Source organism: Methyloversatilis thermotolerans, from assembly GCF_000372885.1.
GTDB lineage: Bacteria > Pseudomonadota > Gammaproteobacteria > Burkholderiales > Rhodocyclaceae > Methyloversatilis > Methyloversatilis thermotolerans.
The window spans coordinates 3630822-3649472 of record NZ_KB889967.1 but is presented as its reverse complement, the minus strand read 5'-3'; the positions used below and the strand labels follow the sequence as shown (position 1 = coordinate 3649472).

18 protein-coding genes and 1 tRNA gene are annotated in these 18651 nt (G+C 66.0%); 4 read left to right on the top strand and 15 right to left on the bottom strand.

What is annotated here, in order from left to right; genetic code table 11:
- Positions 1 to 12: 12 nt before the first annotated feature.
- Entirely contained in the window at positions 13 to 1080 is a 1068-nt protein-coding gene (locus tag A3Q7_RS0116620) for an exostosin domain-containing protein (protein WP_018413038.1), read from the top strand.
- A gap of 5 nt (positions 1081 to 1085) precedes the next feature.
- On the opposite strand, the gene A3Q7_RS0116615 is transcribed toward A3Q7_RS0116620, so the two are convergent.
- A complete protein-coding gene (locus A3Q7_RS0116615; RefSeq protein WP_232418012.1) occupies positions 1086 to 1766 on the bottom strand; it encodes a glutathione S-transferase family protein in 681 nt (226 codons plus the stop codon).
- A 203-nt stretch (positions 1767 to 1969) separates the two neighbouring features.
- Between A3Q7_RS0116615 and A3Q7_RS0116610 the strand changes: the two genes are divergently transcribed.
- A complete protein-coding gene (locus A3Q7_RS0116610; protein WP_018413036.1) occupies positions 1970 to 3796 on the top strand; it encodes a thioredoxin domain-containing protein in 1827 nt (608 codons plus the stop codon).
- A 1-nt stretch (position 3797) separates the two neighbouring features.
- On the opposite strand, the gene A3Q7_RS0116605 is transcribed toward A3Q7_RS0116610, so the two are convergent.
- From A3Q7_RS0116605 to A3Q7_RS0116565, 9 genes are all read right to left on the bottom strand, one after another.
- Entirely contained in the window at positions 3798 to 4301 is a 504-nt protein-coding gene (locus A3Q7_RS0116605) for a DUF1579 domain-containing protein (RefSeq protein ID WP_018413035.1), read from the bottom strand.
- A gap of 123 nt (positions 4302 to 4424) precedes the next feature.
- Entirely contained in the window at positions 4425 to 5516 is a 1092-nt protein-coding gene (gene ychF, locus A3Q7_RS0116600) for a redox-regulated ATPase YchF (protein WP_018413034.1), read from the bottom strand.
- Positions 5513 to 6169 (bottom strand): aminoacyl-tRNA hydrolase, encoded by a 657-nt coding sequence (gene pth, locus A3Q7_RS0116595; RefSeq protein ID WP_018413033.1) that lies wholly within the window; start codon positions 6167 to 6169, stop codon positions 5513 to 5515. The genes ychF and pth overlap by 4 nt, the downstream gene beginning before the upstream one ends.
- Positions 6170 to 6178: 9 nt before the next feature.
- Positions 6179 to 6787: a 50S ribosomal protein L25/general stress protein Ctc gene (locus A3Q7_RS0116590; RefSeq protein WP_018413032.1), complete on the bottom strand. Its 609-nt coding sequence runs from the start codon at positions 6785 to 6787 to the stop codon at positions 6179 to 6181.
- Positions 6788 to 6847: 60 nt separating this feature from the next.
- A complete protein-coding gene (locus A3Q7_RS0116585; RefSeq protein WP_026224951.1) occupies positions 6848 to 7798 on the bottom strand; it encodes a ribose-phosphate pyrophosphokinase in 951 nt (316 codons plus the stop codon).
- A gap of 213 nt (positions 7799 to 8011) precedes the next feature.
- Positions 8012 to 8088: transfer RNA gene (locus A3Q7_RS0116580), tRNA-Gln, on the bottom strand.
- A 100-nt stretch (positions 8089 to 8188) separates the two neighbouring features.
- Positions 8189 to 9085, bottom strand: a complete 897-nt coding sequence (ispE, locus tag A3Q7_RS0116575) for a 4-(cytidine 5'-diphospho)-2-C-methyl-D-erythritol kinase (RefSeq protein WP_018413030.1) — start codon at positions 9083 to 9085, stop codon at positions 8189 to 8191.
- Positions 9085 to 9684, bottom strand: a complete 600-nt coding sequence (gene lolB / locus A3Q7_RS0116570; protein WP_018413029.1) for a lipoprotein insertase outer membrane protein LolB — start codon at positions 9682 to 9684, stop codon at positions 9085 to 9087. Before lolB ends, ispE begins: the two co-directional genes overlap by 1 nt.
- The gene (locus A3Q7_RS0116565; protein ID WP_018413028.1) at positions 9684 to 11426 is read right to left on the bottom strand and encodes a tetratricopeptide repeat protein; all 1743 of its coding nucleotides are present in this window, start codon (positions 11424 to 11426) and stop codon (positions 9684 to 9686) included. The genes lolB and A3Q7_RS0116565 overlap by 1 nt, the downstream gene beginning before the upstream one ends.
- A gap of 202 nt (positions 11427 to 11628) precedes the next feature.
- On the opposite strand from A3Q7_RS0116565, the gene mutM reads away from it, so the two are divergent.
- Positions 11629 to 12441, top strand: coding sequence for a bifunctional DNA-formamidopyrimidine glycosylase/DNA-(apurinic or apyrimidinic site) lyase (mutM, locus tag A3Q7_RS0116560; protein WP_018413027.1), 813 nt, complete (start codon positions 11629 to 11631; stop codon positions 12439 to 12441).
- Between the two features lie 184 nt (positions 12442 to 12625).
- Positions 12626 to 14578 (top strand): dynamin family protein, encoded by a 1953-nt coding sequence (locus tag A3Q7_RS0116555; RefSeq protein WP_018413026.1) that lies wholly within the window; start codon positions 12626 to 12628, stop codon positions 14576 to 14578.
- Here the strand turns inward: A3Q7_RS0116555 and A3Q7_RS0116550 are convergent, their stop codons facing one another.
- The 5 genes from A3Q7_RS0116550 to A3Q7_RS0116530 are packed head-to-tail and all read right to left on the bottom strand — an operon-like array spanning position 14579 to position 18636.
- Complete coding sequence (locus tag A3Q7_RS0116550; protein WP_026224949.1) at positions 14579 to 14830, bottom strand: YfhL family 4Fe-4S dicluster ferredoxin; 252 nt, start codon at positions 14828 to 14830, stop codon at positions 14579 to 14581. It abuts the gene before it with no gap.
- A gap of 1 nt (position 14831) precedes the next feature.
- The gene (coaD, locus tag A3Q7_RS0116545) at positions 14832 to 15332 is read right to left on the bottom strand and encodes a pantetheine-phosphate adenylyltransferase (protein WP_018413024.1); all 501 of its coding nucleotides are present in this window, start codon (positions 15330 to 15332) and stop codon (positions 14832 to 14834) included.
- Positions 15329 to 15862 (bottom strand): 16S rRNA (guanine(966)-N(2))-methyltransferase RsmD, encoded by a 534-nt coding sequence (rsmD, locus tag A3Q7_RS0116540; protein WP_018413023.1) that lies wholly within the window; start codon positions 15860 to 15862, stop codon positions 15329 to 15331. The genes coaD and rsmD overlap by 4 nt, the downstream gene beginning before the upstream one ends.
- A gap of 52 nt (positions 15863 to 15914) precedes the next feature.
- The gene (locus A3Q7_RS0116535) at positions 15915 to 17219 is read right to left on the bottom strand and encodes a M16 family metallopeptidase (RefSeq protein ID WP_018413022.1); all 1305 of its coding nucleotides are present in this window, start codon (positions 17217 to 17219) and stop codon (positions 15915 to 15917) included.
- 31 nt (positions 17220 to 17250) lie between these two features.
- Positions 17251 to 18636, bottom strand: a complete 1386-nt coding sequence (locus A3Q7_RS0116530; RefSeq protein ID WP_018413021.1) for a M16 family metallopeptidase — start codon at positions 18634 to 18636, stop codon at positions 17251 to 17253.
- Between the last annotated feature and the right edge of the window lie 15 nt (positions 18637 to 18651).

Below are 18651 nucleotides of genomic sequence, written 5' to 3'. Positions count from 1 at the left end.
GGGACGTCCGTGATGCCCGTCCATCCGAACGACCCCACGGCCGATACTCCGCGAGAGCTGAAGGTATTCATCTGCAGCTACCCGGAACTGCAGGCCGGGCAGATGGCGGACCGCCTGCGCAGCTACCACGCGGCGTCCGACGGACGACACCGCCTTACCGACGATCCGGAAGCCGCGGACATCATCCTGGTCGGCGCACCGGGCAACGAAATCGACCGCCTGCCCTATCTGCGCATGATCGCGCAGCACGACATCATCGACCGCTATCCCGACAAGTGTTTCTCGCTGAGCCTGCGCGACCTGCCTCTGCCGCTGCAGCGCGGCCTGTATGAATCGTCGTGCAGCGATCTGCTGAGCCGCGGCCGGGTCCGCACGGGCGCCTATGCCCGATCCACCTTCAACAGTCTGGTCGCCGGCCACGAGGCGGACGATGCGCCCGAAGCAGACCGTGACTATCTGTTCACCTTCATCGGCCGTGCATCGCATCCGGTGCGCGAACGCATTTTCGCGCTGCAGCCCGCGCGGTCCGACATCCTGATCGAGGATTCGTCCAGCTTCAATTTCTGGGGCAATACCGACCCGGCCGAACGTGAACGCCGGCTGCGGCGGTACTTCGACCTGCTGCGGCGCTCGCGCTTTTCGCTCTGTCCACGCGGCGTCGGCACCGGCAGCATCCGGCTGTTCGAGTCGATGCGCATGGGTGTGGCGCCCATCATTCTCGCCGATGGCTGGGTGCGGCCGGTCGGGCCGGACTGGGACCGCTGCGCACTGTTCGTGCCGGAACGCGACGTCGATCAACTGGAACGCATCGCCCGCCAGCACGCACACCGCTGGCGCGACATGGGTGAGGCCGCGCGGCAGGCCTATCGCGACTGGTTCGCGGATGATCGCTACTTCAATTACGTGATCGACAACTGCCTCGACATCCTGCGCAGCCAGCGCATCGCGGAACGCCACTACTGGCGTGCACGCAAGCTGGTCCGGCTGATCGCCGCCCCGGATTCGATCGAGCTTTACCTGAACCTGCCGCGCTACTACCTCGCGCGGCTGGGCGCCTTGCTGCGCGGCAAGGTGCGCTGATCCGTTCAGCGATAACCTTCTTCCGCCAGCACCCGCCGCACCACTTCGCGCTCGCGCATGCGCCGGTAGAAGGCGGTGCAGCGCGCCGGCAGGGGCAGTTCGATGCGATCGGCCCAGAACGTCACGTAGAAGAGTGCCGCGTCGGCGATGGTCAGATCGTCGCCGAACAATCGTCCGTCGTCGTCGATGCGCGCCTCGATCAGCGCGAAGGCATCCTGCGCCATGGCTCGACCCTGCGCCTGTATCGCGTCCAGCCAGCCCGCGCGTGCGTCACCGCTCATGCCTTCCGCCAGGCTCGCGGGCAGGTAGCGTTCCGGCGTGAAGATGCGCGTGCAGGCCGCGCCATGCACCGTCGCCACGGCGTAGTTCATCAGGTCCACCGCCTGCGCCGCATCCAAGCTCGCTTCCGGCAACAGGCGCGCACGCGGGAAACGCCAGGCCAGCCACAGCGCGATGGACTGGAATTCGGTCAATGCCGGATCGTCGTCGATCTGCAGCGCCGGTATGGTGCCCTTGGGATTGATCGCAAGGTATTCCGGCTTCCTGTGATCGCCCGCCGGCAGGTTCACCAGGTACACCTCGAACGGCAGTTCCAGATGTTCGAGCAGGATGTGTATGCCGGTCGAGCACGAGCCCGGTGTCATATGGAAGCGCAGTCGCATGGTCCGCCTTTCGCTGTTCGGCATGCGCTCCGGTATGGGCGCTGCGGCCGTCGCAGGCACAAAAAGCAAGATGCATGCAGCGTCAGCACGGAACTTGCAGTAGCCCGACCATCCGCCGGTCGGCGCGGATGGTCGGGCCTGCGCATGCGCGGAATGTGCGGTTTGGTGCATCCGGCTGTCCTCATTGTCGCGTTCGCGCCGGCACTTCGATTCCAGGAAGGACATCCATGAGCAGTGCTCCGGCATCCAATCCGCGCAACCGCCTTCCCGGTGCATCGTCGGCCTATCTGCAGCAGCACGCGGCCGATCCGGTGAACTGGTATCCGTGGGGTGAAGAGGCTTTCGCCGAGGCGAGCCGACGCGACCTGCCCATCCTGCTGTCCATAGGCTATGCATCGTGCCACTGGTGTCATGTCATGGCGCGCGAGTCATTCGCCGACGCGGCCACGGCAGCCGTGCTCAACGAAGGCTTCGTCGCAATCAAGGTCGATCGAGAGGAAAGGCCGGACATCGACGGCCTGTACCAGCAGGCGCTGCAGTTGCTGCGCCGGAGCCATGGCGGTTGGCCACTCACCGTGTTCATGTCGCCCGAGGGCGTGCCGTTCTACGGCGGCACCTATTTCCCGCGTGAAGCATCCGGTGGTCAGAGCGCCTTGCGTGACGTGCTGGCATCGGTCAGCACCGTGTGGAGCGAGCGGCGCGCCGACCTCGCCCGCCAGGACGAGGCGCTGATCGCCGCGATGAATGCCGCCCGGCCGCATGCAAGCGGGCCGGCCATCGATCCCACTGTGCAGGACCAGGCGATACAGCAGCTCGCCACCGCCTTCGATGCACGCCATGGCGGCTTCGGCGGTGCGCCGAAATTCCCGCATCCGACCGACCTCGATTTCCTGCTGCAGCTCGACAGCGATGTCGGTACGCCGTCACCGCGCACCATGGTGCTCGCCTCTCTGCGCCACATGGCCGAGGGCGGCCTGTTCGACCAGCTCGGCGGCGGCTTCTTCCGCTACAGCGTCGATCCGTCCTGGCAGATTCCCCATTTCGAGAAGATGCTGTGCGACAGCGCCATGCTGCTGCCGCTGTACGCCGATGCCTGGGCGCGGACCGGGGATCCGCTGTTCCGGCGCGTGGTCGAGCTCACCGTCGGCTGGGCGGAGCGGGACATGCGCGCGGACGACGGACTGTTCTGCAGCGCCCTGGCTGCCGATGGTGCGGATGGCCGGGAAGGCGCTGTCTACCTCTGGGATGCGGCCGCGGTGCGCGAACCGCTGTCGCCGGTCGAATGGGATCTGTGCTCGGCACACTGGGGACTGATCGACCCGCCCGGTTTCGAGGGCAAGTCCTGGCATCTGCGCGTCGCGCGCAGTGCGGAGAAGCTGGCCGATACCTTCGATCAACCGGAGGCGGCGGTGCAGGCGGTGATCGACGGCGCGCGTGGCCGGCTGTTGAACCGGCGCGACGACAGGGCGCGCGCGGCGCGTGACGGCAAGACACCGACCGCCTGGAACGCGCTGATGGTGAGCGCGCTGGCCCGAGCCGGCGCACACTGCCAGCGGCCGGACTGGACCGATGCCGCCCGGCGCACACTGGATGCGCTGCGCAGCACGCGCTGGCAGGCGGACGTGGACGGCATGGACAGGCTGCAGTCCCTGCCCGGCGTCGAAGGCTTTCTCGATGACCACGCCTTCCTGCTCGATGCGCTGCTCGACCTGCACGACCATGCACCGCAGGAGGGCGATCTCGCCTTCGCCACCCGGCTGGCTGACGTGATGATGATGCGCTTTGAGGATGATGCATCAGGCGGCTTCTTCTTCACCGCGCACGACGCGCTGCCGCTGTTCCACCGCGCCAAGCCGGGGCTGGACGCCGCCACGCCGTCGGGTAATGGCATAGCGGCGCTCGCGCTGATCCGCCTGGGCCGGCGCACCGGCAGCACGCGCTATCGGCAGGCGGCGGAACGCTGCGTCAGGCTGTTTGCCGCCACCGTGCGCGCCGATCCGGCCAGCCACACGCGGCTGCTCACCGCTGCGCGCCTGCTGGACGAGGGCGCCTGACTCAGCGCTCCGCGATCGCGCGCAGATAGCGCAAGCGCATGACGGGTATCCAGTTGCCGTCGGCATCCTGCATGAAGGACGACAGCGTGCGCTCGTCCGGACCGTGCAGCGCGACCACGTCGCGATAGCGCGCGATGCGTCCGCCGCTCTTGAAGTCAGGGCCCTCGGTGTCCAGCGTCAACGCCTGCGCGCTCTCGTCCAGGGCGCCCTCATAGGTCCACAGGGTGGCCATCATCGATCCGACCCAGCTGCCGACGAAAAGCCCGCGCTCGCCGCGCGATGGATCGAAGCCCAGCGTCATCAGCGTGCGTGGCCGCACGCCTTCGAATGCATCGCCATCCCCCTCGAACAGGGTCCACAGTTCGCCCAGCGCGCGCACCGTTTCGCGGCCGGTCCAGCAGGCCTCATCCTTCCCGGCAGCGGTCACCGCCTCGCTGCGGCAGGTCCACTCACCCTCGAACTGCCTGAGCCAGCGATGTTGCGCCTGAGCATCCATCTTCATCATCCCGTCCTCCGTAGTTGTTGACAGCGATACAGCGGAACGACGAAACAACGCTCGCCTTTTCGACAGCCATGAAAAAAGCCCCGGGACCAGCGGTCACCGGGGCCGTGCGCTGCGCGCGGACGCTCAGACGTTGAACAGGAAATTCAGCACGTCGCCGTCCTTGACCACGTAGTCCTTGCCTTCGGCGCGCATCTTGCCGGCTTCCTTTGCGCCCTGTTCGCCCTTGAAGGCGATGAAGTCTTCGAAGGCGATGGTCTGCGCGCGGATGAAGCCGCGCTCGAAGTCGGTATGGATGACGCCCGCCGCCTGCGGTGCGGTATCGCCCTTGTGTATGGTCCAGGCGCGCACTTCCTTCACGCCGGCGGTGAAGTAGGTCTGCAGGCCCAGCAGGTCGTAGCCGGCGCGGATCAGGCGGTTCAGGCCCGGCTCGTCGAGGCCGAGGTCGGCCAGGAAAGCCTTCTTGTCCTCGTCGTCGAGGTCGGCCAGTTCGGCTTCGATCTTGGCGCATACCGACACCACGGGCGCGCCCTCCCGGGCCGCGAACTCGCGCAATCGGTCGAGGTAGGGATTGTTGTCGAAACCGTCTTCCAGCACATTGCCCACATACATGGCGGGCTTGATGGTGAGCAGGCACAACGGCTTGATGAGCGCGCGCTCGTCGTCCGACAGGTCCAGCGTGCGCGCAGGCTTGCCTTCGTTCAGATGCGGCAGCAGCTTTTCCAGCGCCGCCACCAGCTTCTGCGCATCCTTGTCGCCTGACTTGGCCTTCTTGCCATCGCGCGCGATGGCACGCTCCACCGCGGCGAGATCGGCCAGCGCAAGTTCGGTCACGATGGTTTCAATATCGGCGATCGGATCGACGCGACCATTCACATGCACGACGTTCTCGTCATCGAAACAGCGCACCACATTCACGATGGCATCGGTTTCGCGGATATTGGCGAGGAACTGGTTGCCCAGCCCTTCGCCCTTGCTGGCCCCCGCCACGAGGCCGGCGATATCGACGAATTCGACGATGGCCGGCTGTATCTTCTGCGGCTTCACGATTTCGGAAAGCTGCGCCAGACGGGGGTCCGGCACCTCGACGATGCCAACATTGGGTTCGATGGTGCAGAACGGATAGTTCTCGGCGGCGATGCCGGCCTTGGTGAGCGCATTGAAGAGCGTGGATTTGCCGACATTGGGCAGACCGACGATGCCGCACTTGAGGCTCATGACTGTTTTCCCTGAGTGGATGCCTGAGAGGATACCTTGGGCGCCTTGCCGGCACCCGGTCTGGCGTTGAGCAGCGTGGACACGCGCGTCCAGTCGCCTGCTGCGATCATCGGCCAGGCGTCGAGCGCCCGCGTGATCGCCGCGTCGATGTCCTGCTGTTCCTCGATGCGCGGACGATGCAGCACATAGTCGGCCACTTCGGTACCGGGCGCACGGTCACGGGGATGACCTATGCCGATGCGCAGTCGCCAGTAATCGTGCGTGGACAGGTGGGCGCTGATGTCCTTCAGGCCGTTGTGGCCGCCAAGACCGCCACCGAACTTCAGTCGCAACTCGCCGGGCGCGATATCCAGCTCATCATGCACCACCAGTATTTCGGCCGGCGCGATGCGGAAGAATCGGGCCAGCGCGCCGACCGACTGACCGGAACGGTTCATGAAGGTCTGCGGCAGCAACAGCGTGATGCCGTCTGCACGCGACGAACCGGTGAAGCCATTGAAACGCGCTTCACGGTTGAGCGTGATACCCAGCTTGCGTGCCAGCCCCTCACAAAACCAAAACCCGGCGTTGTGCCGGGTTTCGGAATACTCCGGGCCGGGATTCCCCAGCCCGACGACGAGCCGGGGCACGGCTTTGGAACCGTTCCCGGACATGGTCGCCGATTACTTCTCTTCGCCGCCTTCGGCCGCGGCTTCATCCGACTTGGCGCCGCGCGGCAGCGTCACGGTGGCAACCACCGGATCGGTGCCGTGAGTCAGCGCCTCGACACCGAGCGGCAGCTTGATCTGCGACACATGGATCGAGTGGCCGACCGACAGACCCGAAAGATCGACTTCGATGAATTCCGGCAACTGGCTGGGCAGGCACTGCACTTCGATCTCGTTCATCACATGCGACACGATGCCGCCCTGCAGCTTCACGCCGGGCGCGACTTCGGCATTCACGAAGTGGAAGGGCACCTTGGTATGCAGCTTGTGCGTGGCGTCGACGCGATGGAAGTCGACATGCAGCACCTGCAGCTTGTACGCGTGCATCTGCGTATCACGCAGCAGCACGGTTTCCTTCTCGCCTTCGACGTTCAGCGTCAGCACGGACGAATGGAAAGCTTCCTTGCGCAGTGCGTGGAAGATTTCGTTGTGGTCGAGGGCGATCATCGTAGCGGGCTTGTTGCCGCCGTAGATGATGGCCGGGACCTGGCTGGCACGACGCAGGCGGCGGCTCGCTCCGGTGCCCTGCGCTGTGCGCTTCTTGACGTTCATTTCGATGGTCATGATGACTCCTGGTGGATGAAGGGTCGCCCGCGACCAGGCGACCCGGGGTGTCCCTCTTCCTTATTCCATGAAGAGGGACGAAACGGATTCCTCGTTGCTGATGCGCAGCAATGTCTCGGCAAGCAGCTCGGCAATGGACACGACACGGATGCGATCGCAGGCCTGGGCGACCGGAGACAGAGGAATGGTGTCGGTGACGACCAGTTGGTCGAGATCGGAACTCGTGATGCGGCTGACCGCTTCGCCGGACAGCACCGGATGGGTGCAGTAGGCCAGCACGCGGGCCGCGCCGTGCGCCTTCAGCGCCTGCGCCGCCTTGCACAGCGTGCCGGCGGTATCGACCATGTCGTCCATGATGACGCAGGTGCGTCCGGTCACATCGCCGATGATGTTCATCACTTCCGACACATTCGCCTTGGGACGGCGCTTGTCGATGATGGCCAGGTCACATTCCAGTCGCTTGGCGAAGGCGCGCGCGCGCACGACACCGCCGACATCGGGGGATACCGCCATCAGGTTCGGATATTCCTGCTTCCAGATGTCGCCAAGCAGGATGGGCGTGGCATAGATGTTGTCGACCGGGATGTCGAAGAACCCCTGGATCTGGTCGGCGTGCAGGTCAACCGTGAGCAGGCGCTGCACACCAACCGCCTGCAGCATGTTGGCGACCACCTTTGCGGTGATGGGGACACGCGCGCTGCGCGGCCGACGGTCCTGGCGCGCATAGCCGAAGTAGGGCATGGCGGCGGTGATGCGCCCTGCCGACGCTCGCTTGAGTGCATCGACCAGGATGACCAGTTCCATCAGGCTGTCGTTGGTCGGCGCACAGGTCGATTGCAGCACGAACACGTCCTTGCCGCGGACGTTCTCGAGAATCTCGACGTTGACCTCACCGTCCGAGAAACGTCCCACCTGCGCCCGGCCCAGGGACATGTTGAGCCGTTTGGCAACGTCCGCCGCCAGCTTGGGGTTGGCGTTGCCGGTAAAGACCATAAGGCTGTCGTAAGCCATGCTGCCTCGCGAAACTCGGTTGTTGCTGACTACACACCGGCCGGAGCCGGACCTGCGATCGATGCCTGTTCCCCGCAACCACGCAGATCGGCGAGAGGACCAGGCATGTCATGCTCCAGGCAGATGACCGGTTTCGCACCGACGCGGCATGCCTGCTGCCTTGAAAACACATCGGGCAGGCCCACACTGGCTGCGAGCCTGCCCGATCACGAGTGGCTGAGGAGGAAGGATTCGAACCTTCGAATGCCGGAATCAAAATCCGGTGCCTTGACCAACTTGGCGACTCCCCAAAACCTGCTGACATCCCGCCCGACCCACCTGGCCGGCGGACTGCCTCAAACCTGCTTGTACTGCGCGAAGCACACCGCGTCGCTCACGCCGTGCCTCCTGCTACCAGCCGGCCGCCGCGTGCAGGGGATGGAGATCCACACCTTCCGCGACGAAACCACGCCAGGTCGCCGGCCACTGTGCCGACGTCGCCTGCTTCAGGTTCTGCGCGTGCACGACATCCGGACACTGGACAAACACACAGGCACCGGACCCGCTCATGCGAACCTGCCTTTCATCGACCCGGTGCGCGAGATTCTTGAGCACATGATCGACTTCCGGATACAGACGCTTTGCCACCGCTTCGAGATCGTTGCGCCCGTAAAGACGCGGAAACGAGCCACTCGCCGCCGCAGCAAAGTCCGCTATTTTGCAAGGGTCGGAGTTCCGTGTCAATTCCGGATCGCTGAAAATTCGCGGTGTGGGAATCGACACGCCGGGCGCGATTACCAGGTAGGCCGCCGGCGGCAGGGACAGCGCCTGCAGCCTTTCGCCGACCCCTTCGGCAAATGCCGACCGGCCGGATACGAATACCGGCACATCGGCACCCAGCGACAGGCCCAGCGCCTGCAGCGCCTCGAGTGGAAGATCGAGGCGCCACAGCCGGTTCAAGGCGAGCAGCACGGTGGCGGCATCGGAACTTCCACCGCCAAGGCCACCGCCCATCGGCAACACCTTGTCCAGTTCGATGTCGACACCGAGCGCGCAACCGGTGTGCTGTTGCAGCAACCGTGCCGCGCGCACGCACAGGTCGTCCTGCTCGGCGACGCCCGGTATGTCGCCAACGCGCCGGATGACTCCGTCATCGCGACGCGAGAAGCGCAGGCGGTCTCCGTGATCCAGGAATCGGAACACCGTCTGCAGCAGATGGTAGCCATCGGCACGCCGGCCGGTCACGTGCAGGAACAGATTGATCTTTGCCGGCGCGGGCAGCCAGCGGCCCCAGTCGATGCCGACCATCACGGCACCGGATGCCAGGCGTCGATGCGCAGACGGAAGCTGTGCTCGCCGTCGCTCGCGTCGATCTGCTGTGGCAGGGCATCCGCCTCGGCGCTGGCGTACTCGGCAAACTCAACGCGCCAGCCGCCCTCGGTCAGCACGGCGACGCGACCCTGCGCATCGCGCGCACGCACATCCGCAGTCCCCGCCTGTCCGGTCACCCAGATTGCGGCACGGGACAGCGGCAACCGCACGCCGAACAGCTCGCTCGACAGTGCATCGAGGCTGGCCGCCTCGACCACGCGCTGCCGGTCGTCGACCAGGCGCACGCCATGGTCGTCCCGCACCAGCCGGGCGAGCACCTTGCCCAGCGGACCGTTGATCTGCAGCTCATCGCGCTCGCGGGTGTGCAGCCAGTCCATCGCGGCCGACGCGGTGCGTTCCGGGCCGCGCACCACGAAACGCGCGCTCAGCGAAAAGGCCGCGTCCTCGCCCTGCCGCGCGCGACGCTCGAGCGCATGCGCGTCCTGCGCATCGGGCGACGGCACCGAGGCACATCCGGTCAGCGCGATCGCGGACACAAGCACCGCGCCTCGCGCGGTCGACCACAGTGCGGACATCAGGGCAGGAAGCGCTTGATGGTGGCTTCGAGTGCGGCGTTGTCCGGATGCTGGGCGGCCACCGTGCGCCACAGTTTCTCCGCCTCCTCGCGACGTCCGAGCAACCACTGCACTTCGCCCAGGTGGGCGGCGATTTCCGGGTCCGGGCGGATATCGAAGGCGCGTTGCAGATAGGTGAGCGCGCCATTCAGGTCGCCCCGCCTGAACAGCACCCAGCCCATGCTGTCGAGGATGAAGGGATCGTCGGGCGCCAGTTCAAGCCCGCGCGCGATCAGCGCCTGCGCCTCATCCAGCCTTTCGTTGCGATCCGCCAGAGAATAGCCCAGCGCATTGTAGGCATGCGCATGATCCGGTTTCACTTCGATCAGGCGGCGCAGACGCTGCTCGGCCAGCGCCACATCGTGGCGTCGTTCGGCCACCATGGCCGTCTCGTACAGCAGGTCCGGATTGTCCGGCTGCGCCGCGAGCGCGTCCTCGAGCACCTTGTTCGCCTCGTCCGCCCGATCGGCGTCGCGCAGCAACTGGAATTCCATCATCGCCGCGCGCGCGGCATCGGCCGGCGAGCGCGCAGCCATGTCGCGCAGGTGAGCGCGCGCCTCGTCCAGTCGCCCCATGCGGCTGAGCAGCAGCACATAACGGCCCTGCGCCCCCATGTAGTGCTCGCCCTGGCCGACGTCCTTGTACCAGCCGAGCGCTTCGTCCGGCTGCTTGAGTTCTTCGGCCAACTGGCCGAGATACAGCTTGATCAGATTGGGATCCGGGTGGCGCAGCGTGAGCAGCTTCTTGAAATAGGTCTGGGCGCCCGCGTAGTCCTGCATCTGCATGGCCAGCACGCCGACCGCGAACACGACATCCGGATTGTTCGGCGCATTGCCCATCACCGCCTCGAACTGCCTGCGCGCTTCCGGGAAGTTGCGTTCGGCGACCAGCATGCGCGCGTACTGCAGTCTCACCTCGCGCGCCTCGGGATAGCGCTTGAGGTAATCCCCCATCAGTCGCGTCGCGGCGTGAGGATCGGTTTCCGACTGCGCCTGCGCCTTCATCAGCAGGGCCGCCTCCCATTCCGGCCGCAGCTCCAGCGCCTTCGACGCCTCGTCGAATCCGGATTTCGAATCCCGCGCCAGCAGGGCGGACTGCGCACGCGCAAACCAGGCTTCCGGATATTCCAGATAGGGCTCGGTCAGACGCAGCACCATGCGCCGCGCCTCGCTCTTGTCGGACAGTCGGGCGAGCACGCGGTTCAGACGCAGCAGGCTTTCGCCGATCTGCACACCTTCCTGCGCCAGCAATGCGGCCAGTTGCGGCTCCAGTTCCTGCGGCCGGTTGGCATTGACCAGCAGACCGGACAGCATCTGCCGCGCCTGGATCGACTCCGGATCCAGTTCCAGCCAGAGCTGGGTGGCCTGCAGCGCCTGTTCGTTCTGCCGGCTGAAAGAGGCGATTTCCGCCGCGCGCTTGGCGATGCGCGGATCGCGCGTCGACTGTGCAAGGTCCAGATAGGCGGCCGACGACAGACCGAAATCACCCCGCTGTGCGGCGACTTCGGCCAGCAGCAGCTGATAGGCGATCTGTCCGGTCAGTTCGACCTCGGGCAAGGGCGGCGTGCGCGGCGCCTCTTCCGCCCGCGCAACCGCCTTCTCCGGTGCCCCCGCTGCCTCCGCGGTGGGGCGCTTCGCAGTCTGGGCGCAGGCGCCGAGCACCAGGGGAAGGAGGACGGCCAGCAACAGTGGGCGGGTATTCATGAACGGATGATCGCCAGGTGACTGATAGGGATGGACATGGCGTCGGTCTGCCCGGCCGGGGAAACCGACGCCGTTTGGAGTGCCGCAGCTAGAATTCGTTGCATGCGCCGTTCGGCGGCCCGCTCCATCGTGCGACGCTGCCGCCGATGGTATTCCAATTGCGCTTTTCCCGTCCTGCCTACTGTGCCCGGATCGTTTCACGATGCCTGAACTGCCCGAAGTCGAAGTGACCCGCCGCGGCATAGCCGCACCACTCACCGGCCGGCGGGTGAGCGGTGTGACAGTACGCAACCCGTCGCTGCGCTGGCCGGTGCCGGCCGATCTGAGCGAGCGTCTGTACGGACAGACGCTCGAATCGATAGATCGCCGCGCGAAATACCTGCTGCTGCGCTTTGGCCAGGGAACGCTGCTCATCCACCTGGGCATGTCGGGCAGCCTGCGCGTGCTCGACCTTTCGGTGGCGGCCGCGCCGCACGACCACGTAGACATCGCTTTCGGTGACCGACTGCTGCGACTGCGCGACCCGCGCCGGTTCGGCGCGGTGCTCTGGTACGAAGGTGCCGATGGACAGCACCCTCTGCTCGCCCACCTCGGCCCGGAGCCATTGGGTGCGGACTTCACCGCAGACCGTCTGCACGCAGCGCTGCACCGGCGCAGTTGTGCGATCAAGCTGGCCATCATGGACAGTTCGGTGGTGGTGGGCGTCGGCAACATCTACGCGTCGGAAAGCCTGTTCCGCGCACGCATAAGGCCAGGCACCGCTGCGCGCCGGCTGAGCCAGCCACAGGTCGCCCGCCTGCGCGACGAGATCCGCGCCACGCTCGAGGATGCGCTGGCCGCCGGTGGCAGCACCTTGCGCGACTTCCTCCATGCCGATGGCGAACCCGGCTACTTCCAGCAATCCTATTTCGTGTACGGCCGCGCCGGCCAGCCCTGCCACGTCTGCGCGATGCCGATCAGGATGCGGCGGCAAGGCGCGCGCTCGACCTTCTTCTGTCCGCTCTGTCAGCGCTGACCCTCGAGCGGCGACGGTCGGCGCCGGAACGCATGGGCGCGGGCGGACCGACGCCTGCGTTACCAATGTTTCATTCTGTTACGGCGGAGAATCTCTGTGCTAGATTGACATCCGGGTGTGGCCGCATGACAGGAAGGCGCGCAGTTCCGCGCATCGTTCCGGCAGGTGGCAACGGGAGAGGGCGATGGGCATGCAGGACGAATTGTCGGCGTATGGCGCATGGCGCAGCCGGGTCGAACAGACCCTGGTGCGCCTGCGCGGCTGGCTGTTCGAAAGCAATCTCAAGGACACCCTGAACGACCAGCTGATAGAACAGCTGTTGATGAAGCTGCGTGACGACCGTCTGGTCGTCGCCTTCGTGGCCGAGTTCTCGCGCGGCAAATCCGAACTGATCAATGCCATCTTCTTTGGCGACCAGGGCACGCGCGTGCTGCCTTCGAGCACCGGTCGTACGACCATGTGCCCGACCGAACTGATGTACGACCCGCAACGCCCGGCCTGCATCGACCTGCTGCCGATCGATACGCGGCGCAGCGGCGTGCAGGTGTCGGACCTCAAGGCGCAATCCGCCGCCTGGACGCGGCTGCCGCTGGACACGCGCTCGGCAAGCGCCATGCAGCAGGCGCTGTCGCGGGTCAGCGAACAGCGCGTGGTATCGATCGAGGACGCCGAAACGCTCGGCTTCCGCATCGACCTGAGCGGCGAGAACGGCCTGCAGCCGGACGCCCACGGCCGGGTGGCGGTACCCGCCTGGCGCCATGCGGTGATCAACCTGCCCCATCCGCTGTTGCGCCAGGGTCTGGTCATCCTCGACACGCCCGGGCTCAATGCCATCGGCGCAGAGCCGGAGCTGACGCTTTCACTGCTGCCGGCGGCGCACGCCGTGCTGTTCGTGCTGGGCATGGATACCGGTGTGACGCAGAGCGATCTTGGCGTCTGGAAATCGCATGTCACGGCGGCCGGCGGTTCCCGTCAGGGACGGCTGGCGGTGCTCAACAAGATGGACAGCCTGTGGGATGGCCTGCGCAGCGAAGCGCAGATCGAATCGGAGATCCAGCGCCAGATCGCGTCCTGTGCGACGACGCTGGACATCCCTGCGGCACGGGTGTTTCCCGTGTCCGCGCAGAAGGGGCTGCTGGCGCGCGTGCAGGGCGATGCCGCGCTGCTCGCGCGCAGCCGTCTGCCGTTGCTGGAGCGTGCGCTGCTCGAGGACCTTCTGCCAGCCAAGCGCGACATCGTCGCCGCAGCGGTGGAGAAGGACGCCTGCGAACTGATCGCACGCACGCGCGAACTGCTGCAGGGGCGACATCGCGCGATCGACGACCAGATGGCCGAATTCTCCGACCTGCGGGGCAAGAACCGCGGTGTCATCCAGTACATGCTCCGTCGCGTGCGCGCGGAAAAGGACGACTTCGAACGCGGCCTCGAACGCTTCTATGCGACACGCAACGTGTTCTCGACACAGACCAACGAACTGTTCGCCCATCTCGGCATGGACGCGCTGCGCACGCGCACGCAGCGGACGCGGCAGATCATGGAGGATGCGAATTTCTCGCTGCAGTTGCGCGAGGCCATGAACGGCTTCTTCGAGGAGGTGCGCGACAGCCTGCGCAGATCCGCCGCCAGCATCGACGAGATATTCAGCATGATGGAAGCGATGTACCAGCGCTTCTCGACCGAGCACGACCTGCGGCTGGGCGTGCCGGTGCCGTTCTCGGTGCACCGCTACGAGAAGGACATCACCCGTCTGGAACAGGCCTTCCATCAGCAGTTCAACACCTGGCTCAACCTCATCACGACGGAGAAGCGGGCGCTCACCCAGCGCTTCTTCGAAACCGTGGCGGTCGAGGTGCGCAAGCACATGGAGGTGGTGAACCGCGATGTCGAACACTGGTTGCGCGCCATCATGGCACCGCTGGAGAACCAGGTGCGGGAGCACCAGAAGCAGCTCAAGCGCCGGCTGGACAGCGTCAAGCGCATCCACGAGGCGACCGACACGCTGGAGGAGCGCATCGAGGAACTGCGCCAGAACGCGGCCGCGCTCGATCAGCAACTGGAAGAACTCGCGCGCGTCGAGGCCACGCTGCAGGCCGCGCTGCGTGCGCCGGTGCTCAGCGTGGTGTCGGTTGCCGCCTGATCAGGCCTTGACCGTCAGCCGGTGGTATTTCTCCATCAACTGTTCGCGGCTTTCCCGGCGCGCCGGATCGAACGGAATGCAATCGACCGGGCACACCTGCTGGCACTGCGGCTCATCGAAATGGCCGACGCATTCGGTGCACTTCTCCGGGTCGATCTGATAGATCTCCGCGCCCTGTGAAATCGCCCCGTTCGGACATTCCGGCTCGCACACATCGCAATTGATGCACTCGTCGGTAATCATGAGGGACACGTCACTTGCCTCCACGCATGGCGTCCACCTTGTCACCGATGCGCACCAGCACGTCGGGATGGACGAATTTCGATACATCGCCACCGAGCGACGCGATTTCGCGCACCATGGTGGCGGAAATGAACATGTACTGGTCGGATGGCGTCAAGAACACGGTTTCGACATCCGGCCGCAGCGCGCGGTTCATGCCGGCCATCTGGAACTCGTACTCGAAATCGGACACCGCCCGCAGCCCGCGCACGATGATGCGCGCGCTGCACTGCTGCAGGAACTCCATCAGCAGGCAGGAAAACCCCTGCACCTCCACATTCGCGCAGCCGGCGAGCACCTCGCGCGCCATGTCCACCCGCTCGTCAACCGAAAAGAAGGGGCGCTTGGAGCGGCTTTCCGCGACGCCGACAATGACGCGGTCGAACAGCGTCGCCGCGCGCCGCACCAGATCCTCGTGGCCACGGGTGATCGGATCGAAGGTACCCGGGTAGACCGCAATCGTGCCGTTCATGCGCGTTCCAGCAACTGGTAATGGACCTGCCCCGCCCGGCCTTCGCGCGTCGCGCGAAAATCGCCCAGCGCGGGCACCGCATGCTCGGCTTCGCAGTAGATGCGCGCATCGTCGGTCAGCAAGGCCGGAAGATGCGGCACCACCTTGTCGAGCAAACCCCTGCCATAAGGCGGATCGAGGAACAGCAGATCGAAGCGCCGCGAGGGCCGGGCAGCGAATTCTAACGCATCGCCCCGCACCAGCCGGACCTGCGGCGCCGGCAGCAGTTCGACCGCTTCGCGCAATCTTGCGAAAGCGCGCACATCGCGTTCGACCAGAGTGACCGAGGCGGCGCCACGCGACGCCGCCTCGAAACCCAGCACGCCGGTACCGGCGAACAGATCCAGACAGTGCATCGCGTCCAGATCCTGGCCCAGCCAGTTGAACAGGCGCTCTCGCACCGCGTCGGGCGTAGGGCGCAGGCCGGGCACGGCGGCGACCGGAAGCAGCCGGCTGCGCCACTGGCCGCCGATGATGCGAATGCGGGACATGGCGCGGATTCTAACCGCGCCCCGGCCCGGCGGGCGGAAGCAGACGCCGCGCTCAGTCGCCCGCGACGATCACCTTCACCCTGTGCGCGGCCGACAGGCGGCGCTGGAAGGCCTCCTTGACCTGAGCGGCCGTGACCGCCTCGACCCGCTCCGGAAACTTGTTCAACCAGTCCAGCGGCAGCCCGTAGAAACCGATCACCGACAGGCTGTCCAGCAGCTTGCGATTGCTGTCCAGACGCAGCGAATAGCCGTCGACCAGATTGCGCTTGGCCGCCTTCAGTTCGGCTTCCGTCGGGCCGTTGCGGATGAATTCGGCCAGCGTGTCGTCGACCACCTTCAGAGCGTCCGCGGCCTGGCTGCGCTGTGTCTGCAGCCCGATCTGGAACGGGCCGGGTTCGCGCTGCGGACTGAAATAGCTGTACACGCTGTAGGCGTAGCCGCGCTTTTCACGCACCTCCTTGGTCAGCCGCGACACGAAACCGCCGCCACCCAGGATGTAGTTGCCCACCTGCAGCGCGAAGAAATCCGGATCGCCGCGCCGGGTGACCGGCTCGCCGATGAAGATGTGGCTCTGGTTGGCCGGATGAGCGATGCGTTCGACGGTGGCCGTCGGCGGCGTCACCGCCGGTATCGGCGGCAGCGGTTCGCCGGCCGGCAGGTCGCCGGTCAGTTGCAGCGCGATGGACTCCGCCTGTTCGCGGCTCACGTCGCCGACGATGGACACCACGGCACGCGACGCAACGTAATGGCGGCGGTAGAAGTCGAGCACGTCGTCACGCGTGATCGCGGCCACCGATTCCTGGGTCGGACTGCGTCCATAGGGATGGTCGCCGTAGAGCAGGCGGGCGAAGGCTTTGCTGCCGATCTGGTCAGGCTTGGTATCGGCTTCGCGCAACCCGGCGATCGCGCGCGCCTTCTCGCGCTCCAGCACCGCGGCCGGGAATTCCGGCTTCGACAGCACGGTACGCAGCAGCGCGAGCGAACCGTCGCGCTCGCGCGCACTGGCCAGCGTGCGCAAGGCCACGCCGGCGCGGTCGGCGTCGGCCACGCCTCCGAGGCGGGCACCCAGGTCGCTGAACTTCTCCGCCAGCGTTTCCTCGTCCATGCCTCCGGCAGCCGCGTCGAGCAGCCCCTGCGTCATCGCCGCCAGACCGCTGCGGTCCTGCGGATCGCGCGCCGAGCCGGCATCGAAATCGACCTGCACATCGAGTATCGGCAGCACATGGCTCTCGACGAAATAGACGCGCGCGCCATTGGCGGCGGTCCAGTGCTGGATGTCGATACGCGCACTGGCGGGTGTCGCGCACAGCAGCGACGCACCCGCGGCGAGCAGCGCGCCGCGTAGGAATCGGATCATATGTACTCCCTGCTGAAGCTTGTGTAATTGCTCAATGACGCAGGCCAGCCGGCCTGGGGCGCGGCTTGGCATCCGGATCGACGGGCTGCGGATCGAGTACGGCCACGGTCACCGTATCGGCGCCGAAATACTTGCGCGCCACCGCCTGCACCTCGTCCGCCGTGACCGAACGCAGCTTCTGCAGCATGCGATCGGCATCCTGCCAGCGGAAGCCGGCCGCCTCGACGCGCCCGATCTCCATCGCCTGCACATAGGTCGAATCGAGCTTGTAGGTTTCCGACGCCACGGTAAGCGTCTTGATGCGCTCCAGCTCCTCGGCCGACACGCCCTCGTCGGCGATGCGGCGGATCTCGGCGCGCAATGCCGACTCCAGCTCCTGCACCGAGTGGCCCTTGGCCGGCGTGCCGCCCAGCATGAACACGGTCTCGCCGCGCGCGGTGGAATCGTAATAGGCGCCGACCTCGACCGCCATGCGCGTACCGCGCACCAGCGACCTGGGCAGACGGGATGCCGCGTGCCCGTCGAGTATGCCGGCCAGCACCTCCAGCGCATAAGGTTCGCGGTCATGCTCCACATCGACCAGCTTGGGCACCTTCCAGGCCATGGCGAGCTGCGGCAGTTCGGCCGGCGCCTTGACGACGATGCGTCGCTCGCCGGTCTGCGGCGGCTCTGCCGTCACCTTGCGCACCGGAAGCTGCACCGGCTTCATGCCGCCATACAGCTTCTTCGCCAGAGCGAATACCCTGCGGTGATCGACATCGCCGACCACCACGACATAAGCGTTGTTCGGCGCGTACCAGTGGCGATACCAGTCGCGCGCATCCTGCGGCCGCATGTGTTCCAGGTCATTCATCCAGCCGATCACCGGTCGCCGATAGGGATGGGCGATGAAAGTGGCGGCCATGAGCTGTTCATGCAACTGGGCCTGCGGCTGGTCGTCCGTGCGCAGCCGGCGCTCCTCCATCACCACCTTCAGCTCGCGGGCGAATTCCTGGTCGTCGATCACCAGGTTCTTCATGCGGTCGGCTTCCAGCTCCATCATGCGCGGCAAGGCGGCAGCGGGCACACGCTGGAAGTAGGCGGTGTAGTCCTGGTTGGTGAACGCGTTGTCGTTGCCGCCCGCCTGCGCCACGATGGCGTTGAATTCGCCGGGCTTGAGCTTCTTCGTGCCCTTGAACATCAGATGCTCGAGCAGATGCGCAATGCCGGTCGTGCCATCGTGCTCGTCCATGGCACCGACCCGGTACCACACCATGTGCATCGCCACCGGAGCGCGATGATCTTCCTTCACGATCACCTTGAGCCCGTTGGCCAGCGTCGTTTCGTAGGGATTGGCCCGAGCCGGCGACGCCAGCAGGACCGCGGCGGCAAGCGCGCCGCACAGCGCGATGCCATTGGAAAAACGGCGCAAATCCATCTGATACACTCTCCA